The sequence below is a fragment of the Sulfitobacter sp. M39 genome (assembly GCF_021735935.1).
GTDB lineage: Bacteria > Pseudomonadota > Alphaproteobacteria > Rhodobacterales > Rhodobacteraceae > Sulfitobacter.
Window position 1 is genome coordinate 355,396 of sequence record NZ_WMDZ01000001.1, and the last position, 18,533, is coordinate 373,928.

Below are 18,533 nucleotides of genomic sequence, written 5' to 3' on the forward strand. Positions count from 1 at the left end.
ACAGTAATTCCGCAGGCAAAAGAACTGTTTCTTGTCAAATAACCGTCGATCTTCCCGCAATTGACGCTTTCTGCCCAAAAGTGTCGTTAATTGGTTGCAAAGCGGAAACCAGCCAGTTTTAACTTCCTGTCAACAAGGGCGCTTGAACGTCACAATAAACGGGGAGCCAGCTTTGGCAGATACTTCAGCAACGAATGCGTTCGTAGAATTTGAACGCGTGCAGAAAAGCTATGACGGCGAAAATCTCGTCGTAAAAGACCTCAACCTGTCGATGCCGAAAGGCGAGTTTCTGACAATGCTCGGGCCATCGGGGTCCGGCAAGACCACCTGCCTGATGATGCTGGCGGGTTTCGAAACGGCCACGCATGGCGACATCCGGCTTGATGGTAAATCGATCAACAACATCCCGCCGCACAAACGCGGCATTGGCATGGTGTTCCAGAACTACGCGCTTTTCCCGCATATGACCGTTGCCGAAAACCTCGCCTTCCCGCTTGAGGTGCGCAAGATCGGCAAGTCCGAGCGTGAAGAGAAAGTGAAGATCGCGCTGGACCGTGTTCAGATGGGCGACTTCGGCGGCCGCCGTCCGGCACAGCTTTCCGGCGGTCAGCAGCAACGTGTTGCCTTGGCCCGTGCTTTGGTCTTCGAACCTGAACTGGTGTTGATGGACGAACCGCTGGGGGCGTTGGACAAACAGCTGCGCGAAACATTGCAGTTCGAGATCACGCATCTGGCGCATGAATTGGGCATCACTGTGGTCTACGTGACCCACGACCAGACCGAAGCGCTGACAATGTCCGACCGCGTAGCCGTGTTCGAAAACGGCCGCATCCAACAGTTGGCCCCGCCCGATCTGCTGTATGAAGAGCCCGAAAACAGCTTTGTTGCGCAGTTCATCGGCGAGAATAACACCCTTGAAGGCGTCGTGACCGAGATCAAGGGCGGCACTTGCCTTGTGCAGTTGGACGGCGGCGGCCTGATCGAGGCAAAGCCGATCAACGTGACCCGCGCCGGCGAACGCACCCGTGTCTCTATCCGCCCCGAGCGCGTTGAATTCAACAAGGACCGGATGCAGGAAGGGGCGCATACGCTGAAAGCCGAAGTACTTGAATTCGTCTATATGGGCGACATCTTCCGCACCCGTCTGCGGGTTGCCGGGACCGACAATTTTATCATCAAGACACGAAACGCACCCGATCAGGTACGTTTGAAGCCAGGCCAGCAGATCGAGATTGGCTGGTTGGCAGAGGATTGCCGCGCCCTCGACGCATAAGCGTCGGGACGCGGCCGGCCGTCCAACGTTCGACGGCGTCGCACGAGGCTGTGGTTAAGCCCGATATCACATCCTCAAGACCCTAACGGGCATATAATGGGAGACTATCTAATGAAGTTTACGACAACGCTACTCGCATCCTCCGCGATCATTGGCGCTGGCACATTGGCATTCGCCGATGCGCATGCGGACATGGCCAAAGAGATGACGCTTGTTTCCTGGGGTGGCGCTTACCAAGCCAGCCAAGACAAAGCGTATCTGCAGCCCTATCTGGAAATGCACCCTGAACTCTCTGCTGTTTGGGATGAAAGCTCCAACGAAGCCGTGGCAAAGCTGCGCGCGATGAACGAAGCCGGCAACGTGACCTGGGATCTGGTCGACGTGGTTGCCGCTGACGCCATCCGCCTGTGCGACGAAGGTCTGGCGATGGAAATCGACGCGGACGAAATGCTGGCAGAAGCCCCCGACGGGACATCCGCTGAAGACGACTTTGGCGACCTGCTGGTCAGCGACTGCTTTATCCCGCAGATCGTGTATTCGACCACATTCGGGTATCGCACAGACATGGTTGGCGACACGCCTCCAACCAAAATCTGCGACGTCTTCGACACCGAAGCCTACCCAGGCAAGCGCGCGCTTGAAAAGCGTCCGATCAACAACATGGAATGGGCGCTGCTCTGTGACGGCGTTGCAAAGGACGAAGTCTATGACGTTCTGGCAACTCCAGAAGGTCAGGAACAGGCTCTGGCCAAGCTCGACACCATCAAGGACGACGTGATCTGGTGGTCCGCCGGTGCCGACACGCCACAGCTGCTGGCCGATGGTGAAGTCGTCATGGGGTCCACCTACAACGGCCGTCTGTTCAGCGTCATCGAAGAGCAAGACCAGCCCGTTGCAATGCTGTGGGACGCACAAGTGTTCGACCTTGACGGTTGGATCATCCCCGCCGGTCTGCCTGACGACCGTCTGGCCCGCGTCAAAGACTTCGTGAAATTCGCGACAGACACACAGCGTCTGGCGGATCAATCGCAGTACATCAGCTACGGCCCTGCCCGTTTGTCCTCCGCTCCTATGGTTGGCAAGCACGCAGAACTGGGCATCGACATGGCACCACACATGCCAACCGACCCGGCCAACGCAGAGAACACGTTCCTGTACAACTACGAGTTCTGGGCTGACTACCGCGACGACATCGACGCGAAGTTCCAAGCATGGTTGGCGCAATAATCGCCTGAACCATTCGGAGGAGGCCGCTTTGGCCTCCTCCACCCTTTATTTGTTTTTCCATTTTCCCGACCTTCCAGCGACCTAACCCCATGGGGCCGATATGAGCGATACCGCCGACGCGACGAACGACACACCTGAACAGACCGGCCCGATGCTGGCCGCGGACGGCACACCGCTGAAACGCAGCCTGAACCGTGCGCTCCGTCGTCAGAAGCTCAGCGCGCTCTTGCTGATCGCCCCTCTGCTGATCTTTATCCTGATCACCTTTATAGCGCCGATCGCCGATATGCTGTTCCGCTCTGTTGAGAACCAAATCGTCAGCGACACGCTGCCCCGCACCACGCAGACCCTGTCCGACTGGGACAGCGAAAGCGGTGAAACCCCCGGCGCCCCCGTCTACAAGGCGCTCTACGAAGACCTGTTCATCGCACAGGAACGCAAATTGCACACCCGTCTGGGCTCAAGGCTCAACTACGAGCTGACCGGTGCATCGTCCCTGTTCCGCAAATCCGGCCGCGGCGTGGATGACATTGGCGAAGTGTTTCAGGACCAGTTCGAGGATCTGAACGACTTCTGGAAGAAGGGGGAAAACTGGAACGCGCTGCTTGGCTCCGACGCATGGCTGGCAGAGATTTCCGACTGGAAAAAATCCTCCGGCGACGACCAGCCCGCGTTTGAAATGCGCGAAGGCATGGCAGAGCTTCTGCCCGAGACCGCCGAATACTACGAGATTTTCGCCGACTTCGTTCAGAACGACGACGAAGACAACCTGTACAAGGAAGACCCATGGGCGCTGATCTACTCGGCCCTCTATGACGACCTGACAGGCCCCACGGCATCGCAAATCGCCAGCTATTCAGGCCCGGCATCAGCCGAACTGACCGAGGCTGCCGCAGCGGCCCCTGCATTCGACGCAGTCGATTACAAAACGGCCTTCACCGAGATTGACGACGATTGGGGCAAAACCCCGATCTGGAGCACAATCCGCGCCTACAGCCCCGCGCTGACCAACGGCTATTTCCTGAATGCCGTCGATATGCAGAAAACGGCTGACGGTCCCGAATTCCGCCCCGACAACGAACGCATCTACGGCACGCTGTTCATGTCGGTCTGCATCACCCTCAGCTGTATCCTGCTGGGCTATCCGGTGGCGTGGATCCTCGCCAACCTGCCCGCGCGCACCGCGAACCTGCTGATGATCCTCGTGCTGCTGCCCTTCTGGACCTCGCTTCTGGTGCGGACATCGGCGTGGAAGGTCATGCTGCAACAACAGGGTGTGATCAACGATACACTGGTGTGGCTGGGGCTGGTGGCCGATGACAGCCGTCTTGCGCTGATCAACAACCAAACCGGCACGATCATCGCGATGACGCACATCCTGCTGCCGTTCATGATCCTGCCGCTCTATTCCGTGATGCAAACAGTACCGCCCAGCTATCTACGTGCGGCAAAGTCGCTGGGGGCTACAAACTGGACAGCCTTCTGGCGCGTGTATTTCCCGCAATCAGTGCCCGGCATCGGAGCAGGGTCGATCCTCGTGTTCATCCTGTCGATCGGCTACTACATCACGCCAGAAATCGTCGGCGGCACCACGGGGACATTCATCTCCAACCGGATTGCCTACCATATCTCCAGCTCGCTCAACTGGGGCCTCGCGGCCGCGCTTGGGGCGATCCTGCTGGCCGTGGTGCTTGGGCTTTACTGGGCCTACGACAAGATCGTCGGCATCGACAACGTGAAACTGGGAGGCTGATATCATGGTCGCACTCACACCTATCTCCCGCAAACCCGTCGGTTTCTATGTACCGGTTGTCGCCGCTGCAGGCGCCTTTGCCGGGCTCTTTGTCGGCACCGCCCAAGGCAGCGGACTGCTGGGCATCCTGATCGGAGCCCTCTCCATGGGGGCGCTGGCCTTTGTGCTGACGCAAGTGATCAAGAACGAAACCATCGCCCGTTGGGCCTCTGTGATCCTGCTCGCCGTCATCGGCTTTATTCTGGGCGGCGTGCCCATGCTGGTACTGGGGGTCATCTTCGGCTGGTTCTTTGGCTGGTTCAGCTTCTGGCTCTACGAGGGACGCTACCGCGCCAAGGTCGCGCCCTATCTAACCCCGGGTCAGGTGCTCTGGCACTTTGCCTTCCGCGTCATTTGCGGCGCGATCCTTGTGTTCCTGATCACACCGATCCTCGTGGTCATGCCACTTAGCTTCAACGCCGAGAACTTCTTTACCTTCACCCCTGAAATGCTGCGTTTCGATCCCGAAGGGTATTCGCTGCGCCACTACAAAGACTTTTTCAGCAGCTCCGCATGGCAAGGTGCCGTCTGGAACTCGATCAAGATCGCCCCGGCCGCGACCCTTCTATCGGTCAGCTTCGGCACCCTCGCGGCGATTGGCCTGAGCCAACAGCACGTGCCGTTCCGGCGCGCGATCATGGCAATCCTGATCTCGCCCATGATCGTCCCCCTGATCATCTCGGCGGCGGGCATGTACTTCTTCTACAGCCGCGTCGGCCTGCAGGGCACATATGTTGGCGTCGTCTTGGCACACGCGGCCTTGGGCATTCCCTTTGTCATCATTACCGTCACCGCGACACTGGTAGGCTTTGACCGTTCTCTCACCCGCGCGGCGGCGAATATGGGGGCCAATCCGGTCACAACCTTCTTCCGCGTGCAAATGCCATTGATCCTGCCGGGCGTGATCTCGGGCGGTTTGTTCGCCTTCATCACCTCGTTTGATGAAGTCGTCGTGGTGCTCTTTGTCGGCTCTGCCGGTCAGAAAACGCTCCCGTGGCAGATGTTTACCGGCCTGCGCGAACAGATCAGCCCCACGATCCTTGCCGTGGCAACGATCCTCGTGGTCATCTCGATCTGCCTGCTGACCGTGGTCGAACTGCTGCGCCGCCGCTCCGAACGGTTGCGCGGGATGTCCCCCGGCTAAGCCGCTTCCAAATGGTTTAAAATCCTCGCCGAAGGCACGCGCCGGACCCAAAGGTCCGGCGCGTTTCATTTACGCCAGACTACTCCGCCGAGGCCGCGCGCAGCGCTTCCAACAATCGGGGGGAGGCATAGCCGTCAGGCACAAGCCCCTGCGACAATTGGAAATTGCGCACCGCATTGATGGTCAGCGGGCCGATCTTGGCGTCGATCTGGACCGTATCAAACCCCTGCGCCGTCAGCTGCGTCTGAAGCTCGATCCGTTCGTCATAGGTCAGCGCGCGGTCTTGCACCGGCCAGCTGGCCTCGATCGGCCCGCCCCCGGCGATACGATCCGCCAGATGCCCCACACCGATCACATAGGCATCGGCCGAATTATAGCGTTCGATCACCGCGAAATTGGCATAGATCAGAAACGCCGCGCCCTCTGCCCCACCGGGCAAAAGCAGGGACGCAGGACCGTGATCCCCCAGCGATCCTGTCACAGGGCGCACCCCAAGCGCACGCCATTCCGCTGCCGTTTTCAGGATATCCCGCCCCGCCAGAAGATAGTCGAACCCCTTGGGCAGCCGCACCTCATCGCCCCAAGGCTGCCCTTGGACCCATCCGAAATGCTTGAGATACGCCGCGGTAGAGGCAAGCGCGTCGCGGGGATCATCGCTCCAGATATCGCGTTTACCATCGCCGGTGAAATCCTCGGCATATTGCTGGAAGGACGAGGGCATGAACTGCGTGTGCCCCATCGCACCGGCCCAACTGCCCTGCATCTGTGCGGGCGTGGTATCGCCCGCCTGCAAGATCCGCAGCGCGTCCAGCAGTTCCCCTTCAAAGAAAGCCCGCCGCCGCCCGTCATATGCCAGTGTGGTCAGCGAGCTGAGCACCGGATCGCTGCCTCTGAAGGTGCCATAGGCGCTTTCGAGCCCCCAGATCGCGGTGACGATCTCTTTCTCGACGCCATAGCGCGTTTCGATCTGTGACAGCGCGTCGGCCTGTTCGGCCAGCGCCTTCTTCCCGTTGGTGACCCGTAGATCAGAGGTCGCGGTCTCCAGATAGGCCCAGATTGTTTTGGTGAATTCGGATTGGTTGCGGTCGCGGCGGATGACCTGCGGGTCATAGCGCACGGTCTGCATCGCGCGGTCAAAGACCGCACCGTCGATCCCTGCGGCCAAGGCACGCGCACGGAAGGCGGTCACCCAGTCCTGCAACCCCGCCGCGCTGCCCGGCTTTTGCACCGCCGCGGGCGGGCGCGAAGTACCCTCGGCCCCCGCAGCGATCACACCTGTGGCAGCCGTCACCGAGAGCGTCACCCCGCCAACCAATACACCAATTTTCAGCAGTTCCATTCCCACGCCCTTCCCCAGCATCACGCTGCAAGCCTAGCGTCAAACGCCGGGCCCAGAAAGGCGGAGTTGCCCGCTGTGCGTGTTACTGCCTGCCTGTTCCTGCCTCGTGTTCCCGTTCCGGGGTTAGCGTCGTGTGCGTTTGACCTTGCGTTTCACCTTATCCGCCTTGCGCTTGGCTTTGACACCTTTGCGCTTGGGATTAGTGCGCCCCGCTGGCCCGCCACGTCCGCGCCGCGCCCCTTGGCCGCCCTTAGGCAAGGCATCGCCCTCAAGCGTCAGCAGCTCCAGCGCGATGCCGCCAGTGACCGGCACCGCCTCTGACAGGCGCACGGTGACACGCTGCCCGACAGAGATGATCATGCCCGTGTCCGACCCCATCAGCGTGCCGGCGTCTTGGTCGAAATGGAAATACTCGCGCCCCAGCGACCGCATGGGCAGCAGCCCGTCGGCACCGGTTTCGTCCAGCTTCACGAAAGCCCCAAATCGCGCCACGCCGCTGATCCGGCCCGAGAATTCATTGCCCACACGTTCCGACAGATACGACGCGAGATAGCGATCGGTGGTGTCCCGCTCTGCCACCATCGACCGGCGTTCCGTGTCCGAGATATGCGCGCCGGTCTGTTCAATATCCTCGATATCATGCTGGCTTAGCCCGTCGTTGCCCCAGCCATGGGCAGTGATCAACGCGCGGTGCACGATCAGATCCGCGTAGCGCCGGATCGGAGAGGTGAAATGTGCATAGGACCGCAGCGCCAGACCAAAGTGCCCGATATGCGCAGGCCCGTAATAGGCTTGCGTCATCGACCGCAGGGTCGACAGGTTGATCAGCTCCGCATCATCCGTGCCCGCTGCGTCGTTCAGCAGCTTGTTCAGATGGCGCGTGTGCAGCACCTGTCCCTTGGCCAGCGTATAGCCCGCCGCCTGCGCGGTTTCGCGCAAGGCGTCCAGCTTGGCCGGAGAGGGTTCTTCGTGGATGCGGTAAAGCAGCGGCGTTTTCTTGGCCAGCAACGTCTCGGCGGCGGCGACATTGGCAAGCACCATGAACTCTTCGATCAAGCGGTGCGCATCCAGCCGGTCCTTGAAGTTCACCGATTTCACGGTGCCGTCCTTGTCCAGCTCAATCCGCCGCTCGGGCAGGTCAAGGTCCAGCGGCTGACGCTCGGCGCGGGCGGCTTTCAATGCGGCATAGGCGGCATAGATCGGTTTTAGCACAGGCTCCAGCAACGGGCCGGTGCGGTCATTGGGGGTGCCGTCAATCGCGTCCTGCACCTCTTCGTAGTGCAGCGAAGCGGGCGAGCGCATCAGCCCGCGATGGAAGCTATGGCCGATCTTGTTGCCCGCCGCATCCAGCACCATGCGGACAGCGATACAGGCCCGCGGCACGCCTTCGTGCAAGGAACACAGGTCCCCCGACAGACGGTCAGGCAGCATCGGCACCACACGGTCGGGGAAATAGGTGGAATTGCCCCGTTTGCGCGCCTCGCGGTCCAGCGCAGAGCCGGGGGTGACATAGGCGGCCACATCGGCAATCGCGACCCAGACGACATGGCCGCCCTCGTTCTTGGGGTCTTCGTCGGCATGGGCATAGCACGCGTCATCATGGTCCCGCGCGTCCGACGGGTCGATGGTGATCAGTGGCAGGTCGCGCAGATCCTCGCGCCCTTTCAGGCCCACGGGTTTCGCGGCATCGGCCTGCGCCATCACGTCGTCAGGAAAGTCGTCGGGGATACCATGCTGGTGGATCGCGATCAGGGACACGGCCTTGGGTGCTGACGGGTCCCCAAGCCGTTCGACGATACGCGCCCGAGGCGATCCCATGCGCGCCTTTGGTCCGGCCTGTTCCGCCTCGACCAGCTCGCCATCCTTGGCCCCGTGGGTCGCGTCACCGGGCACCCACCATTCCTTGTCGGAGCCTTTGTCGATGGGAACGATGCGCCCGCCCTCTGTGGTCTTGCGGAAGATGCCCAAGACCCGCTGAGGGTTCGCGCCGATGCGGCGGATCAGCCGCGCCTCGTAGTGGTGGTCCTGCGCCTGTACCAGCGTCAACCGCGCCAGAATACGGTCACCCGCCCCCAAGGCGGGGTCAGAGGCACGGGGGATCACCAGCACGACGGGCTCCACGCCTTCGCCCTGCCACTCCATCGGTTTGGCAAACAGATCGCCATCCTTGTCCGGCCCCGTGACCTGCAACACAGACACCGGCGGCAAGCGGTCAGGGTCCTGATAGCTGCGCTTGCGCTTTTCCAGATGGCCTTCGGCCTCCAGCTCTTTCAGCACGCGTTTCAGGTCGATCCGGGCCGCGCCCTTGATGCCGAACGCCTTGGCGATGTCACGCTTGGCGGTCAGAGTGGGGTTTTCGGCGATCCATTCAAGGATCTCGGGCTTTGAAGGTATTTTGCTCATGCTTCACGAGGTAGCACGCGCACCCCGCTTCGTCATGGGCAAATCGTCGATTGTATCCACGTCCCGCAATGTGGCGACCTGTGCGATGCGGTGATCGGGCAGCGTGGCGACGGTATCGGCCAGCGCATGCTCCGTGGACCAGCGGACGTTTTCAAACAGGCGCGGCGGCACGGGGCGGGCGCGTTTCAGCCCGACCAGCCAATAGCCCCCATCCGGTGCAGGCCCGAACACTGCGTCATGCGACCCGAGCGCGTGAAACGCATCAGCCACCCGCGCCGCGGTCACACCCGGAATATCCGCCCCGATAACACAGACCGGCCCCGCGGGCGCGCTGCGCAGCATACGGCCCATACGGTCCCCCAGATCACCGCGCCCCTGCGGCCAGCGCGGCAGATGCGCGGGCCAAACGCGGCTGGACAGCCCTGCACGATCCGGTGCGACCGCCAGCACCACCTGCCAGCGCGGATCTTGCACACGGCGGATCAACGCGCGGGTCTGATGCCGGAACCACCACGCGGCGGCGGTCATGCCCAGATCACGGCCAAGCCGCGTCTTGACCCGCCCCGGCAGCGGCTCCTTCACCATGATGACCAATGTTCGGTTCAAAGCGACAGCACCATCTCGCGGTGATCAATGCCGGCGTCGTCAAAGACCGGCCCCTGCGCCACGAACCCCAGCTTTTCGTAGAACCCCAAAGCATGCAGCTGCGCGCCGAGCTTCACGAAGCGCACGGCAGGATCCTTGCGCGCCTCGTCTACCGCCGCGCGGATCAGCGCCGCGCCAAGCCCCGTACCGCGGTGGGACTTGATCACACATACGCGCCCGATCTTGGCCGTATCACCCTTGATATGCATCCGCGCAGAGCCGATCGGCAGCTCTTCCTCGGTGGCAAGGAAATGCGTCGCGTCATCGTCGCGGTCGTCCATTTCATCGGCTTCCGACACGTTCTGCTCTTCGATAAAGACGATCCGGCGCAGCAGGTGACAGCTGGCGAGGTCTTCGGTCACGGCGATATGGGCGGTCATGCGAAATAGTCCTTCAGGATGCGGGTATAGATGGATTTGAGCTGGTGGATCTGCGCCACCTCGACGTTTTCGTCGACCTCGTGCATGGACTGACCAACCAGCCCGAATTCAACCACAGGGCAGTGGTGCTTCATGAACCGCGCATCCGACGTCCCGCCAGAGGTGGACAGTTCAGGCGTCACCCCCGTTTCAGCCTGCACCGCTTTGGACACCAGATCAGACAGCTCACCCGGTGGCGTAATAAAGCTCTCGCCCGAAATCTTGACCTTTAGCTCGACCTGCACACCAAAACTGTCGCGGATCGCGGCGGCCTGTTCCTCCAGCCAAGTGGTCAGGCTAGCGCCCGAATGCTTGTCGTTAAAACGGATATTCACCGTCGCGCGGGTTTCAGCGGGGATCACGTTGGTCGCGGGGTTGCCGGTATCGACGGTGACAATCGCCAGCGTAGACGGATCGAAATGGTCCGTCCCCGCGTCCAGTTGATGCGAGGCAAGCTGATCCATCAGCCGCATCATCGCAGGCATCGGGTTATTGGCGCGATGAGGATAGGCCGCATGACCCTGCTTGCCGTTCACGCGAAAATGCGCGTTCAGCGACCCGCGTCGCCCGATCTTGATCATCTCGCCCATTTTGTTCGGACATGTCGGCTCCCCTACCAGACAAACATCCATCCGTTCGCCCGCCTCTTGCATGTAATCCAGCAAGGCGCGTGTGCCGTCGATGCCTTCGGCTTCCTCGTCACCGGTGATTGCCAGCACGATGGACCCATCGGGGGGCGTATCGCGGACAAAGTCGATGGCCGCGGCGGTAAAGGCTGCCACACCGGATTTCATATCGGTGGTGCCGCGCCCGTACATGATGCCGTCTTTGATCTCTGCGCCAAAGGGCGGCATCGTCCAATCGGTTTCGTTTCCGATGGGCACGACATCGGTGTGACCGTTAAAGCCAAAGCTGCGGGTGTTACCCTTGTTGCCCCAACGCGCAAAGAGGTTCTTGATCCCGCCACGGTCCGCCCAGGCACAGTCAAACCCCGCCTCGGTCAGCAGATCGAACAGCACCTCTTGCGCGCCCCCATCTGCTGGGGTGACCGACGGGCAACGCACCAGTTTGGCGGTCAGGTCTACGGGATCGATGCTGGACATATGAGGGCTCCTTCGGCGTGTGTCGCGGTGTTGCCCTACATTTGTGGGGAAAATGCCCCAAAGCCAAGGGGCAGCGCGGAAATACACAAAGCGGTGAGCCACATAGCCCACGCCAGCGCTGCAAAGCCGCGCAGGAACCTTAGTCGAAGAAAGGCGTCATCTGCGCAATAATGACAGAGTTTTCGTCCAGTGCCCGCGCCATCAAGGCCCGTTCGTCTTCGTCAATCTCGTGGCCTTCGGCCTCGCGGTCGGCAATCGTGCCATATCCGGTCACGTCCAGCGGGTTGGTATCGGCCTGTTTCAGGATGGCGACCGTCTCGCGCACGGCTTCCGCTTCATCGATGCCCGAGGCAAAGCACATCAGCGCAGCGCCCGTGGCCTTGTCCGGCAGGCCGTCGCCGTCTTTGCGGCCAATCTCGACCAGCAGCGTATAGACCTGCTGGCGCGACGGTTTTTTCGGTTTCTTCTGGTCAGACATAAAAAGGGCCACCGCATTAAGATGCGGCAGCCCTATCGTGTTCTGTGTCGTCTGAAAAGGGTCAGCTACGTCCGCGTACCAAACGTGTGACCCAAATCAACAGGCAGGCACCTACGATCCCGACAACGAGCTGACCAATCCAGCCACCCAAGGTCGCACCGACGATTGTCATCAGCAGGAAGTTGGCAACGATCGCGCCAATGATCCCCAGAATAATGTTCATGATCAGCCCCATATCGGACTTCATGATCTTTTCCGCGATCCAACCGGCCAGACCACCGACGATTATTGCTGCGAACCAACCCAGACCTGTCATTTCAAATTCTCCATAAATCTTGTTTCATAGAATGAACTCACAGGTCTGTGAAAAGGTTCCCTTAGTCGCGCAGCAGCTCGTTGATCGAGGTTTTGGAGCGGGTCTTTTCGTCGACGCGCTTCACGATCACGGCGCAATAAAGGTGCACACCGTTCTTCGACGGCATGGACCCCGCCACAACGACCGACCCCGCGGGCACTTCGCCATAGAAGACTTCGCCGGTTTCACGGTCGAGGATCTTGGTCGACTGGCCGATGTAGACCCCCATCCCCAGAACGGAGCCTTCGCGGACGATACAGCCTTCGACCACCTCGGAACGCGCACCGATAAAGCAGTTGTCTTCGATGATTGTCGGGCCAGCCTGCATGGGCTCGAGCACGCCACCGATGCCAACACCACCCGACAGGTGGACGTTCTTGCCGATCTGCGCGCAGGACCCGACGGTCGCCCATGTGTCAACCATTGTGCCGCTGTCGACATAGGCACCAATGTTCACAAAGGACGGCATCAGCACAACGCCCGGCGCGATATAGGCCGATTTGCGCACGACACAGTTGGGCACGGCGCGAAAGCCTGCCTCTTTCCAGTCGGCATCGTTCCAGCCTTTGAACTTGCTATCGACCTTGTCCCACCAGCCGCTGCCCTGCGGGCCGCCGTCTTGCTGTTCCATATCCTTGATGCGGAAGCCCAGCAGGACCGCTTTCTTGGCCCATTGGTTCACATGCCAGTCGCCGTTCTCCATCTTTTCGGCAACGCGCAGCTTGCCGCTGTCCAGCGCGGCCAGCGTGTCTTCGATCGCGTCACGTGTTTCGCCGGTGGTGGCCGAAGTGATCGTGTCACGGGCGTCCCAGGCGGCTTCGATGGCGGTTTCAAGTTGGGCGTTCGACATGGGTGTAGCTCCGGCGAATGAGGGTCAAATGTTGCGCTTGGCTATACAGTCGTCGGGGCTGTGGTGCAATGACGTCGGATGGCGTGGTCATTTGCGGCAAAGGCAGGCATGTTGCAGCAAAGGGCGCCCGTCGCCCGCACAGACCGGAGAGTATGATGACCGAATCCAAACGCCACCCCTTGCGCAAGGCCGGCGACGACCGCGCCACCGCGCAGGATGTACCCGACACGCCGCAAACGCGCGCCCCGGCATACCGGCTGGCCTTTACCGATGACGACTTCATGTGCCGTCAGGAATTGCGCCCCGTCCGGCTGCAGCTGGAATTGCTCAAGCCCGAGATGGAGCTGGACGCCCATGGTGTGAAATCCACCATCGTCCTGTTCGGCGGCGCGCGTATTCCCGCCCCTGCCCACAAGGACAAGGCCCGCACCAAGACACTGGCCGATCTGTCGCATTTCTATGACGAGGCCCGCGAATTCGCGCGGCTGATGACGCTGAAATCGATGGAGAGTGACGGGCAAGACAACGTGATCGTCACCGGCGGTGGCCCCGGCGTGATGGAGGCAGGCAACCGTGGTGCCGTCGACGCCGGCGGGCAATCTATCGGGCTGAACATCGTTCTGCCCTTTGAACAGGCCCCGAATGAATATGTCACACCGGAGCTGTGCTTTAACTTTCACTACTTCGCGATCCGCAAGATGCATTTCCTGATGCGCGCGCGGGCGATCTGTGTCTTTCCCGGCGGCTTTGGCACGCTGGACGAGATGTTCGAAACGCTTACCCTGATCCAGACAGGCCGGATGAGCCGTGTGCCGTTCCTGCTGTTCGGCCGTGCCTTCTGGGAAAAGATCATCAACTGGGATGCGCTGGCAGACGCGGGCACGATCTCTGATCAGGATCTGGACCTGTTCCAGTTCGTTGAAACCGCCGACGAGGCGATGAAGCTGATCGAAAACTGGGATACAGCCCCCGCCCGAGAGGAAGTCCCCGGGCGTTCAAAATAAAGACCCCGGTCAGATCAGGCGCAAAGATCGGCCGGAAGCACACAAACCTCTACGTGATGCGGCAGCGTTTCCAGAACGGACCCGTGGTCCGTGTCACGTACCCCATAGCCATAACCGGCCAGACGATGTTTCCATTCGCGGTAGGACAAGGCGCTTTCGCGTTCGCGGGTTACAAGCGCCAGTACATCGGCAGTGATAAAGGCGTCGTTCTTGATAATAACAGTCATCGCAGTATCGCTCCTGATTGTGTTGTCGATGGAAACAATATTCTGGGCGATCATGACTTAATTTCCGCTTAATTGTGGCGGGCCCAAGGTCATTTCAGGGTGACCCCGCCACAATCAAACGCCTTGAAATGCAAACAGCCGCCCCAATCGGGACGGCTGCATCGTGGATTTCACGTTGCATGACAGGCAGTTACATCCCCGCGTCAGCCTCGATCTGCTTGCGGGACTTGCGTTCACGCTCTGTCGCCGATTTCAACTGACCGCAGGCCGCCATGATATCTTCACCCCGCGGTTTACGCACGGGCGAGGCATAGCCGGCCTGATACACGATCTCGGAGAACGCGCGGATGCGGTTGTTCGAAGACCGCTTATACGGCGCGCCGGGCCATTCGTTGAACGGGATCAGGTTGATCTTGGCGGGGATACCGCGGATCAATTCAATCAGACGATGCGCGTCAGCGTCTGAATCGTTCACACCATCCAGCATGACATATTCAAACGTGATCCGTTCAGAGTTGCTGACCTTGGGATAGGCCCGCAGCGCCTCGATCAGCTCGGCGATGTTCCAGCGTTTGTTGATCGGCACCAGCTTGTTGCGCACCTCGTCCGTGGTGGCGTGGAAAGATACAGCCAGCTGGCAGCCAATCTCTTCGGCGGTGCGCGCGATCTCTGGCACAACACCGGAGGTCGACAAGGTGATCCGGCGGCGCGACAGCTGGATCCCCTCGGGGTCCATCGCGATCTTCATCGCGTCGCGCACATTCTCGAAGTTATAAAGCGGCTCGCCCATGCCCATCAGTACGATGTTGGACAATAGCCGCGGCGCATCGGTCAGCGTACCGGGCACGGGCCATTCGCCCAGATCATCGCGCGCCACCATCACCTGCCCGATAATCTCGGCCGCGGTCAGGTTGCGCACCAGCTTTTGCGTGCCGGTATGACAGAAGGAACAGGTCAATGTGCACCCGACCTGAGAGCTGACGCACAAGGTGCCGCGCCCCTCTTCGGGGATATACACCACCTCGACCTCATGGCCGCCCGCGATGCGCACCAGATATTTGCGCGTGCCGTCTTCGGACACCTGCTTGGTCACGACCTCGGGCACCTCGATCACGAACTTCTCGGCCAGCTCGGCACGGAAGGCTTTCGACAGGTTGGTCATATCGGCAAAATCGCGGGTGCCCCATTGGTAGATCCACTGCCAGATCTGACCCACACGCATCTTCGCCTGTTTCTCAGGCGTGCCTTCTGCGATCAACGCGGCGCGCATGGCATCACGGGTCAACCCGACAAGGTTCACCGGCCCCTCCGCCTGCTTACGCGGAATGGTCATGACATCTTGAGTAATCGGCGCGGTCGCAGACATGGGGATTCTCCGGTGTGCAGGGGTTTGAGCGCTCTATATAGGGATTTTTCCCTAAATCAAAAGGAAACGCCGCATTGCTGGGCCGGGCTGGGTGCATAGCTTCGCCCGTCATGGCCGCTTTATCGACCAAACCCTTGGCCCAAACCGTGGTATAAAAAAGCCCCGCCAGTGGCAGGGCTTTGTGAACAGTTCAGATGGAAAAACCTAGCCGCCGCAGCGTTTGGCCGCATCTTCAACCGCAGCCGTGAACCCCAGAAGCGAGAACGTGTCCTCGGTCTGTGTCCCACGCCCGGAACGGCCCGTCAGCTTGGCATCCGCGCCACGTTTCATCGCGGCGATGATCTTGTTGTCGTCATCGGTGGTCGCAGGCCAGGCCCATTCGCCTTCGGTGAACAGCTCGAACGTGGTGCCGCCGATGTTCATGTTGACCGTCGACCCCGACGCAAAGGGATAGCCGCCGGTAAAGGCCACCTGCCCTTTGGCCCCCGCGCTTGGACGGTAAAAGACCATCAGCAGGGTCTGGCCACGGTTCACCGCGACAACGCGACCATCGCGCGAGTTTACGGATTCTTTCGGGGTGGACACGCCCCAGCATTCGGTCGGGTTGTCTTCGACGAATACGCTCCAGTCCGTCTCTGCTGCCACGCGGTTCGTGCTTTGCGCTTGCGCGAAAACGCTGCCTGCGCTCAGACCCGCCAGCGCCGCCGCAAAACCAATCGTCCTAAAGTTCATCATCTACCTGGGCCTCCAGCCGCCATTAACCTCAACATCACCACAATTCCCCAATGGCAGCCCTTCGGGAGGCGCTCTTGATCAAAGGAACTGTATTTCTTTCGTCAACAAGCATAATAACGGCAAACAGGCGACACACGAAACCCTGATTGGCAGGAATTCGCCAACGAAAAGGATAATTCATGACCCAAGCAGCCCCCTTTGCTGAAATCTGGCGTGGTCCGTTTCTGGAAAGCGTGCATTCGGGTCATGCGGTGGTCTGTGACAGCAGCGGTCAGATCCTGCAGGCTTGGGGCGATCCCGACACGGTGATCCTGCCGCGCTCCTCTGCCAAGATGATCCAGGCGCTGCCCCTGATCCAGTCCGGTGCCGCCGGTGCCTATGGCCTTGAGCCCCAACATCTGGCGCTGGCCTGCGCGTCCCATCAGGCGGCGGATTTGCATGTGGGCATCATCTCTGACTGGCTCAAGACGTTGGGGCTGGACGACAGCGCCTTTCGCTGCGGCACGGCACTTCCCGGTGACGAGGCCGCGCGCAATGCGCTAGTGTGTTCTGACACGCAGCCTTGCCAGATCCACCACGAATGTTCCGGCAAACACGCAGGCTTCCTGACCGTCAATACCCATATGGGCGGCGGTGCCGATTACGAAAAGCAGGACCACCCCGTGCAACGCGCCTGTCTCGAGGCGTTCGAGCGTGTGACCGGCACCACCTCCCCCGGTTTCGGGATCGACGGCTGTTCTGTCCCGAATTTCGCGACCACGCTACACGGTATGGCCCGCGCCATGGCGCATTTCGCCGCTGCTCCCGATGGGTCGGCCGAGGCGCGGCTGCATCAGGCCATGCGCCTGCACCCCGACCTTGTCGCCGGCGAAACCCGCGCCTGCACCAATCTGATGCGCGCGATGAACGGCAAGGTCGCGCTCAAGACCGGGGCCGAGGGGTTCTTCATCGCGATCCTGCCGGATCAGAACATCGGCGTGGCTCTCAAGGCGGCCTGTGGCACCAAACGCGCGGCAGAATGCGCGATCACCTCGATCTTGGTGAAACTGGGCGCGCTCGACCCGAACCACCCCGAAGCGCGGAAATACCGCAATGCCCCGATAGAAAACCGGCGCGGGATCATCACGGGCACGCTCAAACCTGCCGCTGGCTTTGCGTAACGCCGCTTCCAAATGGTTAAAAATCCCGGGGTATGGGGCAGCGCCCCATGCAGCTTGCGAGCCTAGATGACGAATTCGTCCTTGGCATACCCCTGCACATAAAGCAGCGCGGTCAGATCGCCAAAGTTGATCCGCACGTCACATTCCGCCGCCACGGCGGGCTTGGCGTGCAGCGCCACGCCCATGCCCGCGCGCGCCAGCATGCCCAGATCGTTTGCCCCGTCGCCCACCGCGATCACGTCGTCCTCTGACAGCCCCAGGCGCGCGGTGATCTGTTCAAGCGCATCGACCTTGGCCTGTTTGCCCAGGATCGGCACGCCGACGTCGCCCGTCAGCACGCCATCCGATGCGATCAGCGTATTCGCGCGGTTCTCGTCAAAGCCAAGCGCCTCTGCCACGGCGGCAGTGAACGCCGTGAAACCGCCCGACACAAGCGCCGCATAGGCACCATTTGCCTTCATCGTGGCGATCAGGGTCTTGCCGCCGGGCATATGGGTGATCCGTTCGGCCAGCACGCGGGTGATCACCGCCTCGTCCAGCCCCTTTAACAGACCAACCCGTTCGCGCAGCGCGGCGTTGAAATCAAGCTCTCCGTTCATGGCGCGGGCGGTGATATCTTTCACGCGGTCCCCGACCCCGGCCTCATCTGCCAGCTCGTCAATACACTCCTGCTGGATCATGGTGCTGTCCATATCCGCCAGCAGCATCTTCTTGCGGCGGCCTTCCGACGGGGTGATCACCAGATCGACCCCCATCCCCTGACATTCGGCCCAGACATCCCAGCGATTGCCCGGCATCCGCTTCATGTCAAAGCCCGCCGCCTCATCCGGAGCAAGCCAGACCGCATCCCCGCCGCCCCATGCGTTGCGCACGGCATCGACCAGCGACGCCTCAAGCTGCGGGCGTTGAGGGGAGGTTAGCAGGGTCACACTATGCATGGGTCAGGTCCGTTCGCGTCAAATCAGTCTGGGGCGCATCTTGCGCATTGTTTTAACGGGGTTTCCACCCCTGTT

Annotated in this window: 18 protein-coding genes; 6 read left to right on the top strand and 12 right to left on the bottom strand. The window is 60.9% G+C overall.

Features of this window, described 5'->3' with window-relative positions; genetic code table 11:
- The first annotated feature begins 172 nt into the window (after nt 1–172).
- The 4 genes from GLP43_RS01700 to GLP43_RS01715 all read left to right on the top strand — a co-directional run bounded on the left by GLP43_RS01700 (nt 173) and on the right by GLP43_RS01715 (nt 5,436).
- Complete coding sequence (locus GLP43_RS01700) at nt 173–1,273, top strand: ABC transporter ATP-binding protein (RefSeq protein WP_005850522.1); 1,101 nt, start codon at nt 173–175, stop codon at nt 1,271–1,273.
- A 111-nt stretch (nt 1,274–1,384) separates the two neighbouring features.
- Nucleotides 1,385–2,500, top strand: a complete 1,116-nt coding sequence (locus GLP43_RS01705) for an extracellular solute-binding protein (protein WP_237277957.1) — start codon at nt 1,385–1,387, stop codon at nt 2,498–2,500.
- A gap of 100 nt (nt 2,501–2,600) precedes the next feature.
- The gene (locus GLP43_RS01710; protein WP_237277958.1) at nt 2,601–4,253 is read left to right on the top strand and encodes an ABC transporter permease; all 1,653 of its coding nucleotides are present in this window, start codon (nt 2,601–2,603) and stop codon (nt 4,251–4,253) included.
- 4 nt (nt 4,254–4,257) lie between these two features.
- A complete protein-coding gene (locus tag GLP43_RS01715; protein ID WP_237277959.1) occupies nt 4,258–5,436 on the top strand; it encodes an ABC transporter permease in 1,179 nt (392 codons plus the stop codon).
- 79 nt (nt 5,437–5,515) lie between these two features.
- On the opposite strand, the gene GLP43_RS01720 is transcribed toward GLP43_RS01715, so the two are convergent.
- The 8 genes from GLP43_RS01720 to dapD form a co-directional block, all read right to left on the bottom strand.
- Nucleotides 5,516–6,775 carry a lytic murein transglycosylase gene (locus GLP43_RS01720; protein WP_237277960.1) on the bottom strand — a complete coding sequence of 420 codons (1,260 nt, stop codon included), beginning with the start codon at nt 6,773–6,775 and terminating at the stop codon, nt 5,516–5,518.
- 123 nt (nt 6,776–6,898) lie between these two features.
- Nucleotides 6,899–9,178 carry a ribonuclease R gene (rnr, locus tag GLP43_RS01725; protein WP_237277961.1) on the bottom strand — a complete coding sequence of 760 codons (2,280 nt, stop codon included), beginning with the start codon at nt 9,176–9,178 and terminating at the stop codon, nt 6,899–6,901.
- A 3-nt stretch (nt 9,179–9,181) separates the two neighbouring features.
- On the bottom strand, nt 9,182–9,784 hold the full coding sequence (locus GLP43_RS01730) for a TIGR04282 family arsenosugar biosynthesis glycosyltransferase (RefSeq protein WP_237277962.1): 603 nt from the start codon (nt 9,782–9,784) through the stop codon (nt 9,182–9,184).
- Nucleotides 9,781–10,203 carry a GNAT family N-acetyltransferase gene (locus GLP43_RS01735; RefSeq protein WP_005850535.1) on the bottom strand — a complete coding sequence of 141 codons (423 nt, stop codon included), beginning with the start codon at nt 10,201–10,203 and terminating at the stop codon, nt 9,781–9,783. The genes GLP43_RS01730 and GLP43_RS01735 overlap by 4 nt, the downstream gene beginning before the upstream one ends.
- Nucleotides 10,200–11,345, bottom strand: a complete 1,146-nt coding sequence (gene dapE / locus GLP43_RS01740; protein WP_237277963.1) for a succinyl-diaminopimelate desuccinylase — start codon at nt 11,343–11,345, stop codon at nt 10,200–10,202. The genes GLP43_RS01735 and dapE overlap by 4 nt, the downstream gene beginning before the upstream one ends.
- Before the next feature lie 139 nt (nt 11,346–11,484).
- The gene (locus GLP43_RS01745; protein ID WP_237277964.1) at nt 11,485–11,823 is read right to left on the bottom strand and encodes a hypothetical protein; all 339 of its coding nucleotides are present in this window, start codon (nt 11,821–11,823) and stop codon (nt 11,485–11,487) included.
- A 61-nt stretch (nt 11,824–11,884) separates the two neighbouring features.
- Complete coding sequence (locus GLP43_RS01750; RefSeq protein WP_237277965.1) at nt 11,885–12,139, bottom strand: GlsB/YeaQ/YmgE family stress response membrane protein; 255 nt, start codon at nt 12,137–12,139, stop codon at nt 11,885–11,887.
- 61 nt (nt 12,140–12,200) lie between these two features.
- Nucleotides 12,201–13,028, bottom strand: coding sequence for a 2,3,4,5-tetrahydropyridine-2,6-dicarboxylate N-succinyltransferase (dapD, locus tag GLP43_RS01755; protein WP_005850539.1), 828 nt, complete (start codon nt 13,026–13,028; stop codon nt 12,201–12,203).
- A gap of 152 nt (nt 13,029–13,180) precedes the next feature.
- Between dapD and GLP43_RS01760 the strand changes: the two genes are divergently transcribed.
- Complete coding sequence (locus GLP43_RS01760; protein WP_005850540.1) at nt 13,181–14,032, top strand: TIGR00730 family Rossman fold protein; 852 nt, start codon at nt 13,181–13,183, stop codon at nt 14,030–14,032.
- Nucleotides 14,033–14,046: 14 nt separating this feature from the next.
- Here the strand turns inward: GLP43_RS01760 and GLP43_RS01765 are convergent, their stop codons facing one another.
- From GLP43_RS01765 to GLP43_RS01775, 3 genes are all read right to left on the bottom strand, one after another.
- A complete protein-coding gene (locus tag GLP43_RS01765; protein WP_005850541.1) occupies nt 14,047–14,259 on the bottom strand; it encodes a hypothetical protein in 213 nt (70 codons plus the stop codon).
- Between the two features lie 190 nt (nt 14,260–14,449).
- Complete coding sequence (gene rlmN / locus GLP43_RS01770; RefSeq protein ID WP_037942562.1) at nt 14,450–15,625, bottom strand: 23S rRNA (adenine(2503)-C(2))-methyltransferase RlmN; 1,176 nt, start codon at nt 15,623–15,625, stop codon at nt 14,450–14,452.
- 204 nt (nt 15,626–15,829) lie between these two features.
- Nucleotides 15,830–16,360 carry an invasion associated locus B family protein gene (locus GLP43_RS01775; RefSeq protein ID WP_009825608.1) on the bottom strand — a complete coding sequence of 177 codons (531 nt, stop codon included), beginning with the start codon at nt 16,358–16,360 and terminating at the stop codon, nt 15,830–15,832.
- A 179-nt stretch (nt 16,361–16,539) separates the two neighbouring features.
- Here GLP43_RS01775 and GLP43_RS01780 point away from each other — a divergent pair, with 179 nt between their 5' ends.
- Nucleotides 16,540–17,520: an asparaginase gene (locus tag GLP43_RS01780; RefSeq protein ID WP_237277966.1), complete on the top strand. Its 981-nt coding sequence runs from the start codon at nt 16,540–16,542 to the stop codon at nt 17,518–17,520.
- Nucleotides 17,521–17,582: 62 nt separating this feature from the next.
- On the opposite strand, the gene serB is transcribed toward GLP43_RS01780, so the two are convergent.
- Complete coding sequence (gene serB, locus GLP43_RS01785) at nt 17,583–18,458, bottom strand: phosphoserine phosphatase SerB (protein ID WP_005850546.1); 876 nt, start codon at nt 18,456–18,458, stop codon at nt 17,583–17,585.
- Between the last annotated feature and the right edge of the window lie 75 nt (nt 18,459–18,533).